The 15,860-nt window shown below is 74.3% G+C and carries 17 protein-coding genes; 4 read left to right on the top strand and 13 right to left on the bottom strand.

Going from position 1 to position 15,860, the window contains the following annotated elements:
* Positions 1–17: 17 nt before the first annotated feature.
* From ACIF6F_RS09875 to ACIF6F_RS09860, 4 genes are all read right to left on the bottom strand, one after another.
* On the bottom strand, positions 18–1,259 hold the full coding sequence (locus ACIF6F_RS09875; RefSeq protein ID WP_399943756.1) for a sensor histidine kinase: 1,242 nt from the start codon (positions 1,257–1,259) through the stop codon (positions 18–20).
* A gap of 12 nt (positions 1,260–1,271) precedes the next feature.
* Positions 1,272–1,988: a hypothetical protein gene (locus ACIF6F_RS09870; RefSeq protein WP_399943754.1), complete on the bottom strand. Its 717-nt coding sequence runs from the start codon at positions 1,986–1,988 to the stop codon at positions 1,272–1,274.
* Positions 1,989–2,054: 66 nt separating this feature from the next.
* Entirely contained in the window at positions 2,055–4,055 is a 2,001-nt protein-coding gene (locus tag ACIF6F_RS09865) for an FUSC family protein (protein ID WP_399943752.1), read from the bottom strand.
* 53 nt (positions 4,056–4,108) lie between these two features.
* Positions 4,109–5,005 (bottom strand): hypothetical protein, encoded by an 897-nt coding sequence (locus ACIF6F_RS09860; protein ID WP_399943749.1) that lies wholly within the window; start codon positions 5,003–5,005, stop codon positions 4,109–4,111.
* A 140-nt stretch (positions 5,006–5,145) separates the two neighbouring features.
* Here ACIF6F_RS09860 and ACIF6F_RS09855 point away from each other — a divergent pair, with 140 nt between their 5' ends.
* On the top strand, positions 5,146–5,544 hold the full coding sequence (locus ACIF6F_RS09855) for a hypothetical protein (RefSeq protein ID WP_399943746.1): 399 nt from the start codon (positions 5,146–5,148) through the stop codon (positions 5,542–5,544).
* Between the two features lie 179 nt (positions 5,545–5,723).
* On the opposite strand, the gene ACIF6F_RS09850 is transcribed toward ACIF6F_RS09855, so the two are convergent.
* The 3 genes from ACIF6F_RS09850 to ACIF6F_RS09840 form a co-directional block, all read right to left on the bottom strand.
* On the bottom strand, positions 5,724–5,891 hold the full coding sequence (locus ACIF6F_RS09850) for a hypothetical protein (RefSeq protein ID WP_399943744.1): 168 nt from the start codon (positions 5,889–5,891) through the stop codon (positions 5,724–5,726).
* Positions 5,892–5,950: 59 nt separating this feature from the next.
* Positions 5,951–6,388, bottom strand: a complete 438-nt coding sequence (locus ACIF6F_RS09845) for a hypothetical protein (protein WP_399943742.1) — start codon at positions 6,386–6,388, stop codon at positions 5,951–5,953.
* 272 nt (positions 6,389–6,660) lie between these two features.
* On the bottom strand, positions 6,661–8,154 hold the full coding sequence (locus ACIF6F_RS09840) for an MFS transporter (RefSeq protein WP_399943739.1): 1,494 nt from the start codon (positions 8,152–8,154) through the stop codon (positions 6,661–6,663).
* A gap of 136 nt (positions 8,155–8,290) precedes the next feature.
* Between ACIF6F_RS09840 and ACIF6F_RS09835 the strand changes: the two genes are divergently transcribed.
* Positions 8,291–8,893: a helix-turn-helix domain-containing protein gene (locus tag ACIF6F_RS09835; protein ID WP_399943737.1), complete on the top strand. Its 603-nt coding sequence runs from the start codon at positions 8,291–8,293 to the stop codon at positions 8,891–8,893.
* Here ACIF6F_RS09835 and ACIF6F_RS09830 read toward each other — a convergent pair.
* The 3 genes from ACIF6F_RS09830 to ACIF6F_RS09820 form a co-directional block, all read right to left on the bottom strand.
* A complete protein-coding gene (locus ACIF6F_RS09830) occupies positions 8,890–9,066 on the bottom strand; it encodes a hypothetical protein (protein WP_399943734.1) in 177 nt (58 codons plus the stop codon). The genes ACIF6F_RS09835 and ACIF6F_RS09830 overlap by 4 nt on opposite strands.
* 187 nt (positions 9,067–9,253) lie before the next feature.
* Entirely contained in the window at positions 9,254–10,039 is a 786-nt protein-coding gene (locus ACIF6F_RS09825) for a CbtA family protein (RefSeq protein ID WP_399943731.1), read from the bottom strand.
* A 21-nt stretch (positions 10,040–10,060) separates the two neighbouring features.
* Positions 10,061–10,279, bottom strand: a complete 219-nt coding sequence (locus tag ACIF6F_RS09820) for a CbtB-domain containing protein (RefSeq protein WP_399943729.1) — start codon at positions 10,277–10,279, stop codon at positions 10,061–10,063.
* 182 nt (positions 10,280–10,461) lie between these two features.
* On the opposite strand from ACIF6F_RS09820, the gene ACIF6F_RS09815 reads away from it, so the two are divergent.
* On the top strand, positions 10,462–10,887 hold the full coding sequence (locus ACIF6F_RS09815) for a histidine phosphatase family protein (RefSeq protein ID WP_399943726.1): 426 nt from the start codon (positions 10,462–10,464) through the stop codon (positions 10,885–10,887).
* A gap of 35 nt (positions 10,888–10,922) precedes the next feature.
* On the opposite strand, the gene ACIF6F_RS09810 is transcribed toward ACIF6F_RS09815, so the two are convergent.
* Positions 10,923–13,823 carry a HAMP domain-containing protein gene (locus ACIF6F_RS09810; RefSeq protein WP_399943724.1) on the bottom strand — a complete coding sequence of 967 codons (2,901 nt, stop codon included), beginning with the start codon at positions 13,821–13,823 and terminating at the stop codon, positions 10,923–10,925.
* Positions 13,824–13,939: 116 nt separating this feature from the next.
* Here ACIF6F_RS09810 and ACIF6F_RS09805 point away from each other — a divergent pair, with 116 nt between their 5' ends.
* The gene (locus ACIF6F_RS09805; RefSeq protein WP_399943721.1) at positions 13,940–14,860 is read left to right on the top strand and encodes a SigB/SigF/SigG family RNA polymerase sigma factor; all 921 of its coding nucleotides are present in this window, start codon (positions 13,940–13,942) and stop codon (positions 14,858–14,860) included.
* Here ACIF6F_RS09805 and ACIF6F_RS09800 read toward each other — a convergent pair.
* Positions 14,787–15,449: an ATP-binding protein gene (locus tag ACIF6F_RS09800; protein ID WP_399943719.1), complete on the bottom strand. Its 663-nt coding sequence runs from the start codon at positions 15,447–15,449 to the stop codon at positions 14,787–14,789. The two genes, ACIF6F_RS09805 and ACIF6F_RS09800, sit on opposite strands and share 74 nt — an antisense overlap.
* Positions 15,442–15,846, bottom strand: a complete 405-nt coding sequence (locus ACIF6F_RS09795; RefSeq protein ID WP_399943717.1) for an STAS domain-containing protein — start codon at positions 15,844–15,846, stop codon at positions 15,442–15,444. Before ACIF6F_RS09795 ends, ACIF6F_RS09800 begins: the two co-directional genes overlap by 8 nt.
* Between the last annotated feature and the right edge of the window lie 14 nt (positions 15,847–15,860).

Raw genomic sequence — 15,860 nt, 5'->3', positions numbered from 1 at the left:
GTGAAACACACCCCGGCTCAGCTCCCTTCGGGCGGCACGCGGACCGGCAGCCGCAGGGTGGTCACCGCGCCGCCGTCCGGCGCGTTGGAGAAGTCGAGCCCGATCTCCAGGACGGCCGCCTGGCCCGCCACGATCGTCAGGCCCAGCCCGTGCCCCTTCCCGCGCCCCGGGTCCCCGGTGCGGAAGCGCTGCGGCCCCCGGTCCACGAGTTCGCGCGGATAGCCCGGACCGTGGTCGCGCACCTCGACCACCGGGCCCGTCACGGTCACGACCACCGGCGGTGCCCCGTGCTTGTGGGCGTTGGCGATCAGGTTGACCAGGATCCGGTCGAGCCGTCGCCGGTCGGTGAGCACCACGGCCTCGCGCACCACCCTGACCTCGGCTTCGAGCCGGGAGGCCGCCACGATCCGGGTGACGGTGGCCCCGAGCTGGATCCGCGCCAGGTCCGCCTGCTCGACGCCCGCGTCCAGCCGGGAGATCTCCAGGAGGTCCTCGGTGAGCCGGTGCAGGGCCCGCAGCCGGTCGTCGATCATCTCCTTCGGGCGGCCCTCGGGCAGCAGTCCCGCCGCCGCGATCGAACCGGTCAGCGGGGTGCGCAGCTCGTGCGCCACGTCGGCGGTGAACCTCTTCTCCGCCTCCAGCCGGTCCTTCAGCGCCTCGGCCATCGAGTCCAGGGCGACCGCCACGTCCCGCACCTCGTCCCGGTGACGCCGGGCGCCCTCCGTCGGGAAGCCGGCCCGCGCGTCCAGGTCGCCCTCGGTGATCCGGCGGGCCACCGCCGCCGTGAGCGCCAGCCGGCGGCTGATCCGGTCGGCGAGGAAGAGGCCCGCCAGCGCCACCAGCCCGGCGGCGAGCGCGGCCGAGGCGAGGATGGCGGCGTCGACGGAGTTCAGCCGGTCCCGGGTCTCCCCGTACGGCACCCAGACGGCCAGCGGCCTGCCGTCGGCGGGGGTCGCGGCCCACATCACGGGCTTGCCGCCGGCCGTGCCGACCATGCTGCCGGTCTCCCCGCGCGCGACCAGCTCGGCGAGGTCGCGGGGCAGCCCGGGCGGGTCGAGCGAGCTGTTCACGTCGCCGTGGGTGGTGCCGTACTGGTAGTGGCCCATGGCGTGCTCCAGCTTCTCGTCCACCTCCTTGCGCACCTCCCCGGAGATCTGCCGGGCGACGACGTTGTGCACGAGGATCCCGAGGACGGCCGCGACGGCGCAGCACACCGCCGTGGTCGTCGCGGCGATCTTCCAGCGCAGGCTGGTCCACATGGGCCGCCCCGCTCAGATCTCGCTCGGCGGGCAGGGCGTGGACGCCTCCTTGAGCAGGCGGCACTCGTCGAGGCTCAGCTGGGACAGGGCCATGCTGCCGCTCTCGGGCTCCCAGACGTAGTCGGAGACGGCGACGAGCTTCGGGTTGGAGGTCGGCTCCCGTACGGCCAGGTGCTCGGCGGCGACCTCGACGCCCTCCAGGACCGCGCGCCGGGACAGCACGCGCGTCACCCGGCCGTCCCGGACCGTGTAGACGCGCAGCTCGCTCAGCCGCCCGTCCACGTCCACGGCCGTGATCAGCTCGTCCTTGCCGTCGCCGGTGAGGTCGTGGAAGACCGCCCGGCGCACCGGGCACCCGGCGTCCGGGTCCCCGCTCCCGGGGCAGAGCGCCAGCCGCTGCACCGCCCGGGCGTCCACCAGCCGCCCGGTGCCCCCGTCCTCCCGGACGGCCGAGCCGATGTCCGCCCGCACCACCTTCAGCATGTCGGTCCCGCGCATGTCACCGCCCGGCACCCGGGGCAGGCCGGGCACGACGGCCGGCTGTCCGGGGCGCTCACCCGGCCCCGGGGGCGAGGGGCGGATCTCGGTCCACAGGCTCTCCGGAGCGTGCACCTCCCCGAGGTTGCCCCGGCTGCGCAGCCCGGACTCGTCGGCACATCCCGCCAGGGCCAGGCACAGCGGCACGGCCAGCAGCACCGGACCGAGGACGCGCTCACTGGGGTGCCACATGTTCCGATGGTCCCCCGGCCGGGCGGGCCGGGCGTGGGCGACGGGCCCGTTCGGGGGACACGGCGCTCAGACCTGGTCCGAGGCGATCGCCCGGGCGGCCGCGACCTCCTGGCGGAGCGGTCCCAGCACGCCCTCCTCGTCGGTGTCCTCCGGGCGCGGCCGGACCGGGAGCGCCGCCAGGTCGTCCCGTACCTCCGAGGCCAGCTCCCGCAGGTGCGCGGCGATCCGCTCCACCTCCTCCGGCCGGGGTGGCTCCGCCCCGTGGTTGACCCGCACCCGGGCGGCCGTGGTGGCGTCCACGATCCGCTCGACGGCCACCACCAGCGGCCACCAGGCGGCGGCCCGCGTCCCGGCGGGCGGCGGCTCGGTCAGGGCCCGCTGGAACTCCGACCTTACGGACGACAGGTCGCGGTAGATCCGACGGCGGGCCTGGATCCGGGACACCCGGGCGGCCCGCAGCGCGTCCGGATCGTCGCCGAGGTCCCTGCGGAAGGACCGCTCGACGTACCGGGCCGCGTCGTCGACCGTGTCGGCCAGCCGGTCGCCGATCCGGGTCCGCCAGCTCTCCGGCCACAGCAGGTAGCCCGCGACCAGGGCGATCGCGCAGCCGATCAGGCTGTCCATCAGCCGGGGCCTGATCAGGTCGAATCCCTGGTGGTTGAGCAGGTCCGAGAGCAGCAGGATCACCGGTGTGATGGCGGCGGTCTGGAAGGCGTACCCCTTGGCCGAGAAGGCCGGGATCAGCGCGCCGAGCACCAGCATCACGGGCACGTCCCACCAGCCGCGCGGCACCTCGCCGAGCACTCCGGCCGCCAGGACCAGGCCCACCGCCGTGCCCACCGCGCGCAGCACGGCCCGGGAGAAGACGGAGCCGAAGTCCGGCTTGAGGACGAAGGTGACGGTGAGCGCCACCCAGTACGAGCGCTCGACCTCGACCAGGGAGACCAGCGACTGGGCCAGTCCGATGCACAGGGCCAGGCGCAGCCCGTAGCGCCAGGAGTCGCCGGACAGCATCACGTCCCGCACGGCGTGCCGCGCCCTGATGCGCAGGGCGGCGGGGCGGCCGAGCCGGTCGTCGACGTTGTACAGGTCGGGGTCGGGGGTGTGCACGATGGCCGCCGCGTGGTGCAGGGCCGACTCGATGGCCCGCTCGGAGGGTCCCGAGGGGGCGGGCAGCCCCAGGTCGAGTTCTCCGGTGCCGGTGAGTTCCTCCTCGACTGCGTCGGCCAGTTCGCGCACCGCGGCCGGGATCTCGGGGGGCAGCGGCCTGCCGCGCTGGTGCGCGACCGGGGCGGCCTCGACCATCGGGATGACCACGTTGAGCTGGGCCAGCATCCGCACCAGCGAGGGACTGCGCCCGGGCACCCGGGCCCGCCGGGCCAGCACCAGGTCGTAGGCGTGGTTCAGGGCCTGGGTGACGGCCTGGCGGCGTTCCTCGTACGCGGGCCCGGGCGTCCCCGCGGCCTCCAGCGCGTCCGCCAGCGCCCGGTACGTCGCCGCCACCGCCGCCCGCTCCGGCGCCCGGCCCCGCACCGGCCACCCCAGCAGGGACAGCAGCAGCACGAACAGGCCGCCTGCGGAGAGCAGCAACGGCGCGATCCACCAGGGCCGGGGCAGCGCCAGGCCGGCCCCCACCACGGCGTTGAGCAGGAGCAGCAGACCGGACACGGAGGCCACCGTGCCGATCGACGAGATCATCCCGGAGACCAGCGCGACCAGCGTCAGGACGGCCACCGCCAGCCAGCCGTGCCCGTAGACCAGGGTGCCGAGCGCGACGCCCACCGCGCCGAACAGCTGTGGGACGGCGATGTTGTAGACCCGCATCCGGTAGGCGTCCGCGGTGTCGGCCATCACCCCGGACAGCGCGCCCATCGAGACCAGCGCGCCGTACTCGGGCTCGTCCAGCGCGAAACCGACGGCCAGCGGGGCGGCCAGGGCGATGCCCGCGCGGACGACGGCCGCCCAGGGGATGGGGGCGGAACTGGGCCGCAGCCCCTCCAGCAGCCAGGAGGGCGGGGCCAGGGCGTGGGGTGTGGAGCGTTCGGGCCGTGCCTGTTCCGTGCTCATTCCGCTTCCGTAGCGCAGCTCGCGAATCGTTCCTTCTCTCAACACAACCGAGCTTATGGGGTATGCGGGACCCTTCCGGACACCCTTGGGGAAATCCGTCCCCGCTCGCGGGAGGGCAGCCGACCCGACAGCCAGGCACCGAGCGCGAGGACCAGCCCGGCCCCCAGCACCGCCCAGGCACCGGTCCGCAGAAAGGCCGTCAGCGCGTCGTACACCACCCCCGCGGCCGCCCGGTCGACGTCCGCCGGCAGGTCGTCGAGGGTCAGCCGGCGGCACACGGACACGGCCCCCGCCAGCAGCAGCCCGCCGGCCGCGAAACCGGTCCCGGCGGCCACGAGCAGGGCCCGGCGCCGCCGGGTGAACACGACCGAGGCGCCGAGCAGCAGCAGGGTGACGGCGGGCAGCCGGACTCCGGCGTTCTGCAGCACGTGGAAGCCCCTCCTGAGCGTGCCGAGGTTCTCGTACTCCATGACCGTGATCGCGGTGCGGGCGACCGGGATGCGGTCGACGAACGGCACGCCGTCGGCCGTCAGGTCCGCCTTCACCTCCGCGACGACCGGCGCGAGGTCGACGGTGACGGTGTCGCCCGAGCCCCCGTCGAGGGCGTCCGTGAACGCGGTGTGCGCGGCCCGGTTCGCCGCGTTCCACGCCGTACGGAACGCCTCGGTGCCGACGAAGGAGGAGGTCGCCTCGCCCAGCAGCCGCTCCGCGCCGGCTTCGACCGGTCCCGCCTCGATCTGCCGGGCCAGCGCCGAAGCGGCCCCCCGGGCCACGGCGCCGCGTACCGCGCCGTCCTCCGCGAGCGGGGCCATGACGACGACGTACTCCTCCTCGTCGCCGAGCACCCGGTCCGCCCAGACCGCCACGGCGCCCAGCGGCACGAGCACGGCGAGCAGCGCGATCACCACCGCGCTCCACACCGCCCGCACCACCGTCGCCCGAGTCCGCACGGCACCAGGGAACGCGGCCCCCCGGGCGTGGCGCGACCGGAGCTGCTGCGCACGGGTGACGGAGATCCACTTGCCGGTCCCCGGGCGCGGGTGTGCCCTTGAGGGTGGGGGAGGCCAGCGGCCTGCGAAAGGAGCCCGCGATGGCACATGCCGCACCCAGCGCCGCCAGACGGCACATGGGCACGATGAGTGAGATCCACACCGGGACCTGGCTGGGCCCGCTGCTGTGCGGTCTCGTGTACGGGATCTACGCAGCGTTCATGCAGCGCGACACCGGTCCCGTGGACGCGGCCAACGTCTTCTACGGGATCCTGTGCGGGGTCCTGTTCGCAGGGCTGATGTTCCTGCTGCTCAGGTACGGCAGGAACGTGATGAGGGAGATCCGGGCCGCCCTGTGGTTCGCCTTCGCGGGCATCTCGATCGGCTACCTCTACAGCCTCACCGGCGACAGCATCTGGCGCACGGTCGTGGTCGCGCTGTCGGTGGCCCTCGGCGTCGGCGTCGCCGCCTTCTACTGGTTCTACCAGCACGAACCGTAGGCCCGTACTTTCGGCCGCCCGGGTCGGGACGAAAGCCCGATGCCCCGGCCGGTCCGCCCGGCGCACCATGGTGTGCAGGCGCCGGTTCCCGCGCCCCGTGGTCGAACCTCACACATGACCACTCTCCGTTGCCGAGGGCGCGGGAACCGGCGCTCTGCCGTGCAGGTCCGGCCTACGGGTCAGTCCTGCGGCGCGGTCCCGCGCTGCACGGAGTCCCGCCGGGTCCCGGCCGCGGGGCGCGGCTCGGGCTCGGAACCGGTCCCGGCGGGCTTCTGCGGCCGGGGGGTGGATCGGGCGGCTTCCGCGCGCAGCATGGCGTGGAGCGCCGCGAAGGGGTCGAAGGGCATGACGGACGTCCTCACGGTGTGGGGGGTGACGGGGGTGCTCGCGTCTGACGCCGGTGCCGTCAGCAGCGCAGGACCACACACCTCACCGTGAGCAGGGATGCGCCGGGCCCGGGTACGACGGTCCGCTCGCGCAGCGCGCCGCCGGCCGGCGGCTCCGGGGCGGGGATGCCGCCCGGCGGCCGGCCCCCGGGTGCCCTCGGCTCCGTACCGCGCGGGGAATGGCGTACCGCGAAGCGGAGTTCCGTGTCCCCGGGCACCGGCTCGCCGGAACCCTCGCCGGGCCCGCCGGGTGTACCGGGGGCCTCGGCCGGTGCCGGGGCGAGGGGGAGTGCCGGTGCGGCGGGTGCGGGGGCGGCCGGAGCCGCGGGGGCCGGGGGGCACGCGCCGGCCGGGGCGGCCGGGGCGGCCGTGGCGGGGGTGCCGCCGCCCGACAGCGTGAGCAGCACGAGGCAGACCGCCACCAGGGCCTTCGTCAGCACGTACCGCGTCCCGCTCATGCACAGGAGCTTCCCGCGCCGCCCGGCTCCCGTGCCCGACGTGGCGCAGAACCCCCCGATGGGAGGACGGCACGCGTCCGGTCGGGCAGCGGCCGGCGGCGGCCCGTGGGCGCGGCCGCCGGCCGCTGCGGCCCGGCGCGGGGAAGACCCCGCCCGCCCGTCACCACCCGCCGGAACAGCGGCCGTTGGCGGTATCCGACCCGGCGTGTCGGCAAGGCCCCTGTACGTCACCGCAGTTGACGCCATGTGCGGTCGTCCGGGTGACGGGACCGTCACGCGCGGCCGTTCGGGTGATCGCCCCCCGTGACCGCAGCCGGGCGTGTCGCGCGCGCCCGGCGGGCCGTCGTGTGCGCCAGAGCAGACAGCAGGGCCCCGCAGGCGCTGACGAGGGCCCAGCCGGGGCGGGAGGCCGAGGCCAGTCCGGCCGGGGCGGCGGACGCCACCAGGCCGCCCGCCACGGCGATGCCGACCGCGGAGCCCAGCTGGCGCGCGGTGGAGGTGATCGCGCCGGCCACCCCGGCCCGGTCCGGCGGCAGACCGCTGACCGCGGTGTTCGTGATCGGGGCGTTGGCGAAGCCGAAGCCGGTGCCGATCAGCCCGTACGCCACCAGCAGCGCCGGCACCCCGGTGTCCGCCGGGAGCACCAGCAGGACCAGCCCGCCGGCCGCGATGAACGCGCCGGCCAGCGCGAGCGGCAGGCGGGGCCCGCGGCGCCCGGTCAGCCGGCCCGACAGGGGCGCGCACACGGTCGCCCCCAGGGCCATCGGCAGGGTCGCCGCCCCCGCGGCCGTCGGGGTCCACCCCCGCGCCTCCTGGAGGTACAGGGTGGTCAGCAGCAGAGCCACGCTCAGGGCGGTGAACACGGCCACCGCCCCCACCACCGCGCCCGCGAACGCCGGCCGCCGGAAGAGCGCCAGGTCCACCAGCGGCTCCGGCCGCCGGGACGCCACCCGGACGAACGCGGCCCCCGACACGGCGGCCAGCCCGTACAGGCCCAGCACCACGGGCGAGGCCCAGCCGAGGTGCGGCCCCTCGATCAGGGCGCCGACCACCGCCCCGACCAGCAGGGCCAGCAGCACCTGACCCGGGAGGTCGGGCCGCCGGGCCCGCGGTGCCCGCGACTCCGGTACGAAGAACACGCTCAGCAGCAGCGCCACCGCGACGACCGGGGCGTTCACCCAGAACACCGACCGCCAGCCGAGCGCTTCGACGAGCGCGCCGCCCGTCACGGGACCCGCGGCCATGCTGAGCCCGAACACCGAGGCCCACACGCCGATGGCCTGCGCCCGCTCCCTCGGGTCGGGCATCGCGTTCACCACGATCGCGAGCGCCACCGGACTGAGCATCGAGGCGCCGACGCCCTGCACCGCGCGGCCCGCGACCAGCAGTCCTGCGGAGGGGGCCGCGGCGCACAGCAGCGAGGCGGTGCCGAAGAGGGTGAGCCCGAGCCGGAACACCCGGCGGCGGCCGAACCGGTCCGCCAGCGCGCCGGCGGAGATCAGCAGGCTCGCCAGCACGAGCGTGTAGGCGTCCACGGTCCATTCGAGGCCCCGGGTGTCCATCCCCAGGCCCGCCCCGATCGCGGGCAGGCCCACGTTGACGATGGTGGTGTCCAGGCCCACCAGGAACATGCTCAGGCAGCAGACCGCCAGCACGGTCCGCCGGCCCCGCCTGCTCAGCGCCGGACCGGCGGCCGGGGCCGCGGCCGCCGCGGTCACGGCCCTCGGCGGCGGACCGTTCAGGGGCCCGGGGGAATGGGTCGTCATGGCTGCGCTCCGCCTCTCGGCTCCGGGTTCGTCTGCCCGGCCAGGCTCCGCCCGCCCCGCCGCACCGGCCGAGCATCTTTGCGGAAACCGCAAAACCGGCACGGCCGGCGGCCCGACGGGCCTCCACAATGGGGCCGTGGACGAGGAGCTTGAGCGGGTACTCGACGGCATCGGCCCCCGGCTGCGCACCCTGCGCCGACACCGCGGGCTCACGCTGGAGGCGCTCGCCGCGACGACCGGCCTCTCGGTGAGCACGCTCTCACGGCTGGAGTCCGGCAAGCGGCGCCCGACCCTCGACCTGCTGATCCCGCTCGCCCGGGCCCACCGGGTGGCCCTGGACCAGCTGGTGGCCGCGCCGGCCAGCGGCGACCCCCGGGTGCACCTGCGGCCGCTGCACCGCAGCGCGGGCAGCGTCCTGGTGCCGCTCACGCAGTACCCGGGCCGGGTGCAGGTGTTCAAGCAGGTGCTGGCACCCCGTGAGCCGAAGCCGGTGACGCACGACGGCTACGAGTGGCTGTACGTCCTGGCCGGGGAGCTGCGGCTGATCCTGGGCGGCGCCGAGTTCACGCTGCGGCCCGGCGAGGTGGCGGAGTTCGACACGGGGGAGCCGCACTGGTTCGGCCCGGCGGGCCGGGAGGCGGTGGAGATCCTGCACCTGTTCGGGCCGCGGGGCGACCAGGTCGTCGTACGCACCGCACCGGACGCGGCGGGCCGACCCGGCCCGGCAGCCACTGCCTAGGTGCTGACCATGAACCCCAGGACCACCGCGTGCGCGCCCAGGACCAGCGCGGCGAGGTGCAGCCCGGCGTGGCCGTAGTCGTGGAAGACCAGCTGGCGTACGAGTCCGCCCAGCGCGGCCAGGGTGGTGATGATCGCTATCTGCGGGACCAGCAGCACGTGCAGGAAGGGCACGAGCCCCAGCAATAACGCGTTGAGCCAGAACGGCGCGGAGCCCGTCCAGCCGTACCAGTACCAGACCCGCTGTCGCGTGACAGGTTCGTTCACGGCGCCGCCCCCCGGATAACTCGCCCTTGTGACAGGGCCGTTGTACCCGAAGGGGCAGCGTGTGAAGTAGTCCTGAGAAGGCAGAAACAGCTCCTCAGGCGGCAGTTGTGGCGGAATTCCCGGCGGGGTTGCCGGCCGGCGCGGCCGGCGCGGGCTCCAGCACACGCTCCGCGAGGATGCCGAAGGCCACGCCGAAGGCGGCCCACAGCGTGGCCTGGATCGCCAGGGAGGCGAGCCTGAACTGCCAGATCAGGGTGGCCGGGAAGTCCGCGGGCACCTCGTTGACGGCGGGCAGGAACGCGTACGCCAGGGTGATCACGGCGACGAAGAACACGCCCGCGGCGACGGAGGCGTTCCAGTTGCCGAGCCTGGGCGCCAGCCGGCGCCCCAGGATCACCGCACCCGCCGACAGCAGCACGCTCAGCGCGATCATCAGCAGGTAGAGCACGGTGCGCTTCCCGGCGGTGTCGGGGTCGCCGACGGCCGGGGGGTTGGCGGGGTACTTGAAGAACGGCACGAGCGTCACGGCCACGAAGGCCCCGCCCGTCACCAGCGCGGCCGTCGCCCGCGCCCCGAAGCGCCCGATGCGGCCCAGGACGAAGCAGAAGACCAGCGCCGCGATGCCGCCCAGCGCGACGCCGTAGAGCACGACGCCGGTGGCCAGGCCGGCCGTGGACTGCAGGGCGCGGCTGACGACCTCCTCGGCGTGCTCGTGGGCGTGGCCGGCCGCCGCCGCGTGGGCGCCGGCCTCCTCGATGGCGATGGCCGCGTCGACCTTCGACTCACCGAGGAAGTACGAGACCAGCATCGCGAGCGCGCCCGCGACGAGTCCCGCCAGCATTCCGCGGACCAGCAGGGCCCGTACGGAGACAGAGTTCACGATCGGATTCCTTGCCGTGGATCAGTGGCAGGGGAAGCCGAGCAGGTGGCGGCCGTCGTGCAGCCACTCGTGGATGGTCTCGCCCTGCATGACCGACGTGGCGCCCTGCTCGGCACCGACGAAGTAGAGCAGGACCAGCATCACGACGCCGAAGAAGACGGCCCAAGGAGCCAGCGTCTTCAGGGAGATGGGGGCGATGGGGGCGACTTCGGTCGTCGCGGGCACGGCGGTCTGAGCCATGGCAGTACCTCCAGAGGGAACACGCGTCCCGGTCAGTGGTGCACTCAACGACGGCTACGGGTCTGACTTACCCCGCCCGGGGGAGGGGATTCACAGTGGCGCGACCGTGCCGGATTCTCACCGGTGCTTCCGTCATACCGTCGTCATGTCGTCCGAGACCGTACCGCGTTTATGCTCCGCTTATGAACCCCCCATCGGTACGAGTTCGGCTGGTCACCCCGCCCCTGGACGGGGAAGCGCGGCAGGGGCGGTTCGGCGCCGGAGGCGCGTTCGGGCTCCGTACGGGCGTCTGGGCCGGGCGCACGCTGGACGAGGTGGCCGCCGAGGACCCGGCCGCCGTGCACCGCTGGCTCACCGACCCGGCGTACGCGCCCCCCGGCGGCGAATCGGTGGAGGAGCTGGTCGCCCGTGCCGGGGACTGGCTGGCCGGACTGGTCCCGGGTGCGCACCGCGTGGAGGCCGAGCAGGCCTTCGTGCGCGCGGCCGTCGTGCACGCCCTCGGCCTGCCGCCGGCGGTCTTCTGGCGGCTGGACGCGCGCCCCGGCACGACCACGGAACTCAGCGGCCGCGCGGGCCGGTGGAACCTCAGGCTCGGCTCGGCCGGATAGGAACCACGCTCGGCCGCCGCGCCGCTCGACGGCCCTCAGTCCGCCGCCAGCCAGGTCCGCACGGCGGCCAGCAGCCGCTCCGGGTCGACCGGCTTGGTGACGTAGTCGGTGGCCCCGGCGGCCAGGGCCTCGGCCCGGTCGTCCGGCATGGCCTTGGCCGTCACGACCACGACCGGCACCGTGGCGAACTCGGGCATCGCGCGGATGGCGCGGGTGGCGGCGTACCCGTCGAGCCCGGCCATCATCAGGTCCATCACCACGAGTTCCACCTCCCGGTGGGCGGTCAGCAGCTCGATGCCCGCCTCGCCGTTGCCGGAGCTGAGGACCTCCATCCCGGCACCGCGCAGGATCTCGGTGAGCGCGAAGACGTTGCGCGGGTCGTCGTCGATGACCAGGACGGTGCGCCCGGCCAGGGTCGTCGTACCCGTCTCGGGGCCCGCGTCCTCGGCCGCCGTCCCGGACTCCTCGGGCGCCCGGGCCGCGGCGTCCCGGCCGGTGCGCATCGGCAGGTACAGGGTGAACCTGCTGCCCTCGCCCTCGGTGCTGCGCACGGTGATCACGCCGCCGAGCAGCAGCGTCACCTCGCGGCTGATGGTGAGGCCCAGCCCGGTGCCGCCGTAGTGGCGGGCGATGGTGCCGTCGCCCTGCTGGAAGGCGCCGAAGACGGAGTCGAGCCGGTCCTGGGGGATGCCGATGCCGGTGTCGGTGACCGTGAACGCGAGCAGGCGGCCCGCGCCGCGCAGCTCCGTGGGGACCTGGTCGGCGTCCGGGACCTCGACGCCGAGTTCGACGCGACCGGTCTCGGTGAACTTGAGGGCGTTGGACACCAGGTTGCGCAGCACCTGGCGGACCCGGGACTCGTCGGTGACCAGTTCGTCGGGGACGTCGGTCGCGGCCGAGACCCGGAAGTCGAGGCCGCGTTCGTCGGCCACCGGGCGGAAGGTGGCGTCCACGTAGTCGAGCAGGCGGCTCAGCGAGACCGGCTCGGGGTGCACGTCCATCTTGCCGGCCTCGACCTTGGACAGGTCCAGGATGTCGTTGATCAGCTGGAGCAGGTCGGAACCGGCGGAGTGGATCACGGTGGCGTAGTCGACCTGCTTCTCCGTGAGGTTGCCGTCGGGGTTCTGGGCGAGCAACTGGGCCAGGATGAGCAGGCTGTTGAGCGGGGTGCGCAGCTCGTGGCTCATGTTGGCCAGGAACTCCGACTTGTACATCGAGGTGCGGGAGAGCTGCTGGGCGCGCTCCTCCAGCTCCTGGCGGGCCTGCTCGATCTCCAGGTTCTTGCGCTCGATGTCGCGGTTGCGGTCGGCCAGCAGGGCCGCCTTCTCCTTCAGTTCGGCGTTGCTGCGCTGGAGTTCGGCCTGCCGGACCTGGAGCTCCTGGGAGCGGGCGCGCAGTTCGACGGTGAGGCGCTGGGAGCGGTCGAGCAGCTCGTCGGTGCGGGCGTTGGCGATCAGGGAGCCGACGTTGACCGCGGCCAGCTCGGCGAACTGCTCCAGGAAGTCCCGGTGCGCCGGGCTCCAGGGCCGCAGCGCGGCCAGTTCCAGCGCGCCCAGCACCTGGTCCTCGCCCACGATGGGCAGCACGATGAGGGTGGTCGGGTCGATGGCGCCGGTGCCGGAGGCGACCGTGGCGTAGCCGGGCGGTACGTCCTCCACGACGAGCGGTCTGCGGTCGAGCGCGGCCTGTCCGACCAGCGACTGGCCCGGCAGGAAGCGCCGGGGGCCGTCGGCGGGGTCGTCGGGCAGGCCGTACGAGGCGATGGCGACCAGTTCGGTGCCCGCGGAGCCCGGCTGGGCGAGGAAGAAGCTGCCGTACTGGGCGGAGACGAGCGGCGGCACCTCCCGCATGATCAGCTCGGCGACGGCGGGGAGGTCCCGCAGGCCCTGGATCTGGCCGGACACCCGGGCGAGGCTGGTCTTGAGCCAGTCCTGCTCCTCGTTGGCGCGGGTGGTCGCGCGGAGCGATTCGACCATGGCGTTGATGTTGTCCTTCAGCTCGCCGACCTCGCCGGGGGCCTCGACGGCGATGGACCGGGTCAGGTCGCCCTCGGCGACGGCGCTGGTGACCTCGGCGATGGCGCGGACCTGGCGGGTGAGGTTGCCGGCCAGTTCGTTCACGTTCTCGGTCAGCCGCCGCCAGGTGCCGGAGACGTCCGCGACCTCGGCCTGGCCGCCCAGCCGGCCCTCGCTGCCGACCTCGCGGGCGACGCGGGTGACCTCGGCGGCGAACGCCGACAGCTGGTCGACCATGGTGTTGATGGTGGTCTTGAGCTCCAGGATCTCGCCGCGGGCGTCGACGTCGATCTTCTTCGTGAGGTCGCCCTGGGCGACGGCGGTGGTGACCTGCGCGATGTTGCGCACCTGGTTGGTCAGGTTCGTCGCCATCGAGTTCACGTTGTCGGTGAGGTCCTTCCAGGTCCCCGAGACGCCGTGGACGGTGGCCTGGCCGCCGAGGTTGCCCTCCGTGCCGACCTCGCGGGCGACGCGGGTGACCTCCTCGGCGAACGCCGACAGACGCTCGACCATCGTGTTGATGGTCTCCTTCAGCTCCAGGATCTCGCCGCTGGCCTGCACGCGGATCTTCTGGGTGAGGTCGCCGCGGGCCACGGCCTGGGCGATCTGCGAGATGTTGCGGACCTGGGAGGTCAGGTTGTCGGCCATGCTGTTGAAGCCGGTGGTCAGCTCGCTCCAGACGCCGCCGGCCCGCGGTACGTGGGCGTGCCCGCCGAGCAGGCCCTGGCCGCCGACCTCCTGCGCCACGCGGGTGACCTCGCTGGTGACGAGGGAGAGCTGGCCGACCATGCCGTTGTAGACGGCGGCGATCTCGCCGGGCAGACCCGGCACGTCCTCGGCGAGCCGGACGGAGAAGTCGCCGTCCCGGACGGCGGTCAGCCCGGCCAGCAGCTCTTCCAGCGCCTTATCCGATTCAGCCATGAATGACCTCGTATGCCATCGACTGTTCCACTTTGTCACGAGAAGGGGTCGGTGGCCCGTACGCCGGGTATAAACCGGTCGGAACTGCCGACCGCCGACCCCGTCGGAGGAACGCCATGGACCGCGCCGCACCGCGCTCCGTCAAGGAGCCGCTCCCTGCCCACCTCGGCCCCGCAGCCGGGGAGGACGTCCCGCGGGAAGCCCTCGCCGGACTGTCCGCGGAGATCCCGGAGGATCCGCTGAAGGTCAGCACCGCTGACGCACGGACCCTGTCGGTGGTGCTGTTCCGCCGTCTGGCGACGCTCATGGAGGGCACGCCGGAGTACTCGTACGTCCGCAACACCCTGGTCGAGCTCAACCTCAGCCTGGTGAAGTACGCCGCCCGCCGATTCCGCGGCCGCAGCGAACCGCTGGAGGACATCATCCAGGTCGGCACCGTCGGACTGATCAAGGCGATCAACCGCTACGACGTGGACCGCGGGGCCGAGTTCACCTCCTTCGCCCTGCCGACCATCACCGGCGAGATCAAGCGCTTCTTCCGGGACACCAGCTGGGCCGTACGGGTCCCGCGGCGCCTCCAGGAGCTGCGCCTGGACCTGGCCAAGGCCTCCGACCAGCTGGAGCAGGACCTGGGCCGGGGCCCCACCGACGCGGAGCTGGCCGCACGCCTCGGAGTGAGCGAGGACGAGCTCACGGAGGGCCGGCGGGCGGCCCAGGCGTACTCCACCCGCTCGCTGGACGCGCCGGTGCAGGAGGACGCCGACCCGGGCACGGTCCAGCGGTCACTGGGCGAGGAAGAGGCGGCGTACGAGCGGATCGAGTGCCTGGAGGCGCTGAAGCCGATGCTCGCCGAGCTTCCGGAGCGTGACCGGCAGATCCTCTCCCTGCGCTTCGGCGAGGAGCTGACCCAGGCCGAGATCGGGGCCCGGCTGGGCATCTCCCAGATGCACGTCTCTCGGCTGCTCAGCCGGACGCTGGGCGCGCTGCGTTCCGGTCTGCTGACGGATGACCCGCCGCCCCGGGACGACGCCCCGTGAGGCCGGGCGCACCGCCTCCGCGGCCGTCGCCGTCCGGGTGAGGTCCCGGCCCGCGCAGGTCCTGCCCGTGGTCCCCGGGCGACCGGTGGCCGTCTTCCCCGTACCGCAGCGGTGACGGCACCTCCAGCCACACGGTCTTGCCGCTGCCGACGGGGCGCCAGCCCCACTCGCGGGCGAGCCGCTGGAGCACGACCAGCCCGTGCCCGCCCGGCTGGGCCGGGTCGCCGGCCGGGCGGAGCCGCGGCACTTCGGGGCTTCCGTCCGTGACCTCGACGCGCAGCCGCTCGGGGGTGTGGTGCAGGACCAGCTCGCTGGGGCCGCCCGCATGCATGCAGGCGTTGGTGACCACCTCGGAGACCAGCAGCAGCACGTCCTCGACGACGGCCCAGCGCTCCTCCTGCTCCGGGGGCAGGTCGGCGTACGCCGGCCCGTCGACGGACGGGATCCAGTGCCAGTCGGCGAGCGCCTCGCGGGTGAAGTCGCGGCAGCGGGTGACCACGCCCCGCGTGCCGCGGAGCACCAGCCGGCGGGTCTGCTCGCCGGGGCGGGCCGCCGCGGGTGGGCCCGGGTACGGGTCCACGTCACTCATCGCTGCCTCCCCGTCCGTCCGCCAGTGCCGTCGCCAGGTCGGCGTGCACCGGGAAGACCTGCTCCGCGCCGGTGATGCGGAACATCCGGGCCACCGGCCGCGGCAGTCCGGCCAGCTCCAGCCGGGCTCCGGCCTCCTCGGCCTCCAGTCTGCCGCGCAGCAGCACGTTCAGGCCCGTGGAATCGCAGAAGCTCAGCTCCGCGCAGTCCACCAGCAGGCGCGGCGCCCCGGTCCGCAGGGCGGCGGTCAGGGCCTCGCGCAGGGGTTCCGCCGTGTCGTGGTCGAGCTCCCCCGCCAGGGAGAGCACCACGGCCCCGTCCACGGGGCGCGATTCCACGGCGAAGCGTCCGCCGCTCCGCCTCTCCGGTTCCGGCCCTCCGGCCGCTGCCGACACCATGGCAAGCCCTCCCG

The organism is Streptomyces sp. NPDC086023, assembly GCF_044540325.1.
Lineage (GTDB): Bacteria > Actinomycetota > Actinomycetes > Streptomycetales > Streptomycetaceae > Streptomyces.
The sequence above is the reverse complement of the archived record's forward strand: the minus strand, read 5'-3'. Positions and strand labels throughout refer to the sequence as shown.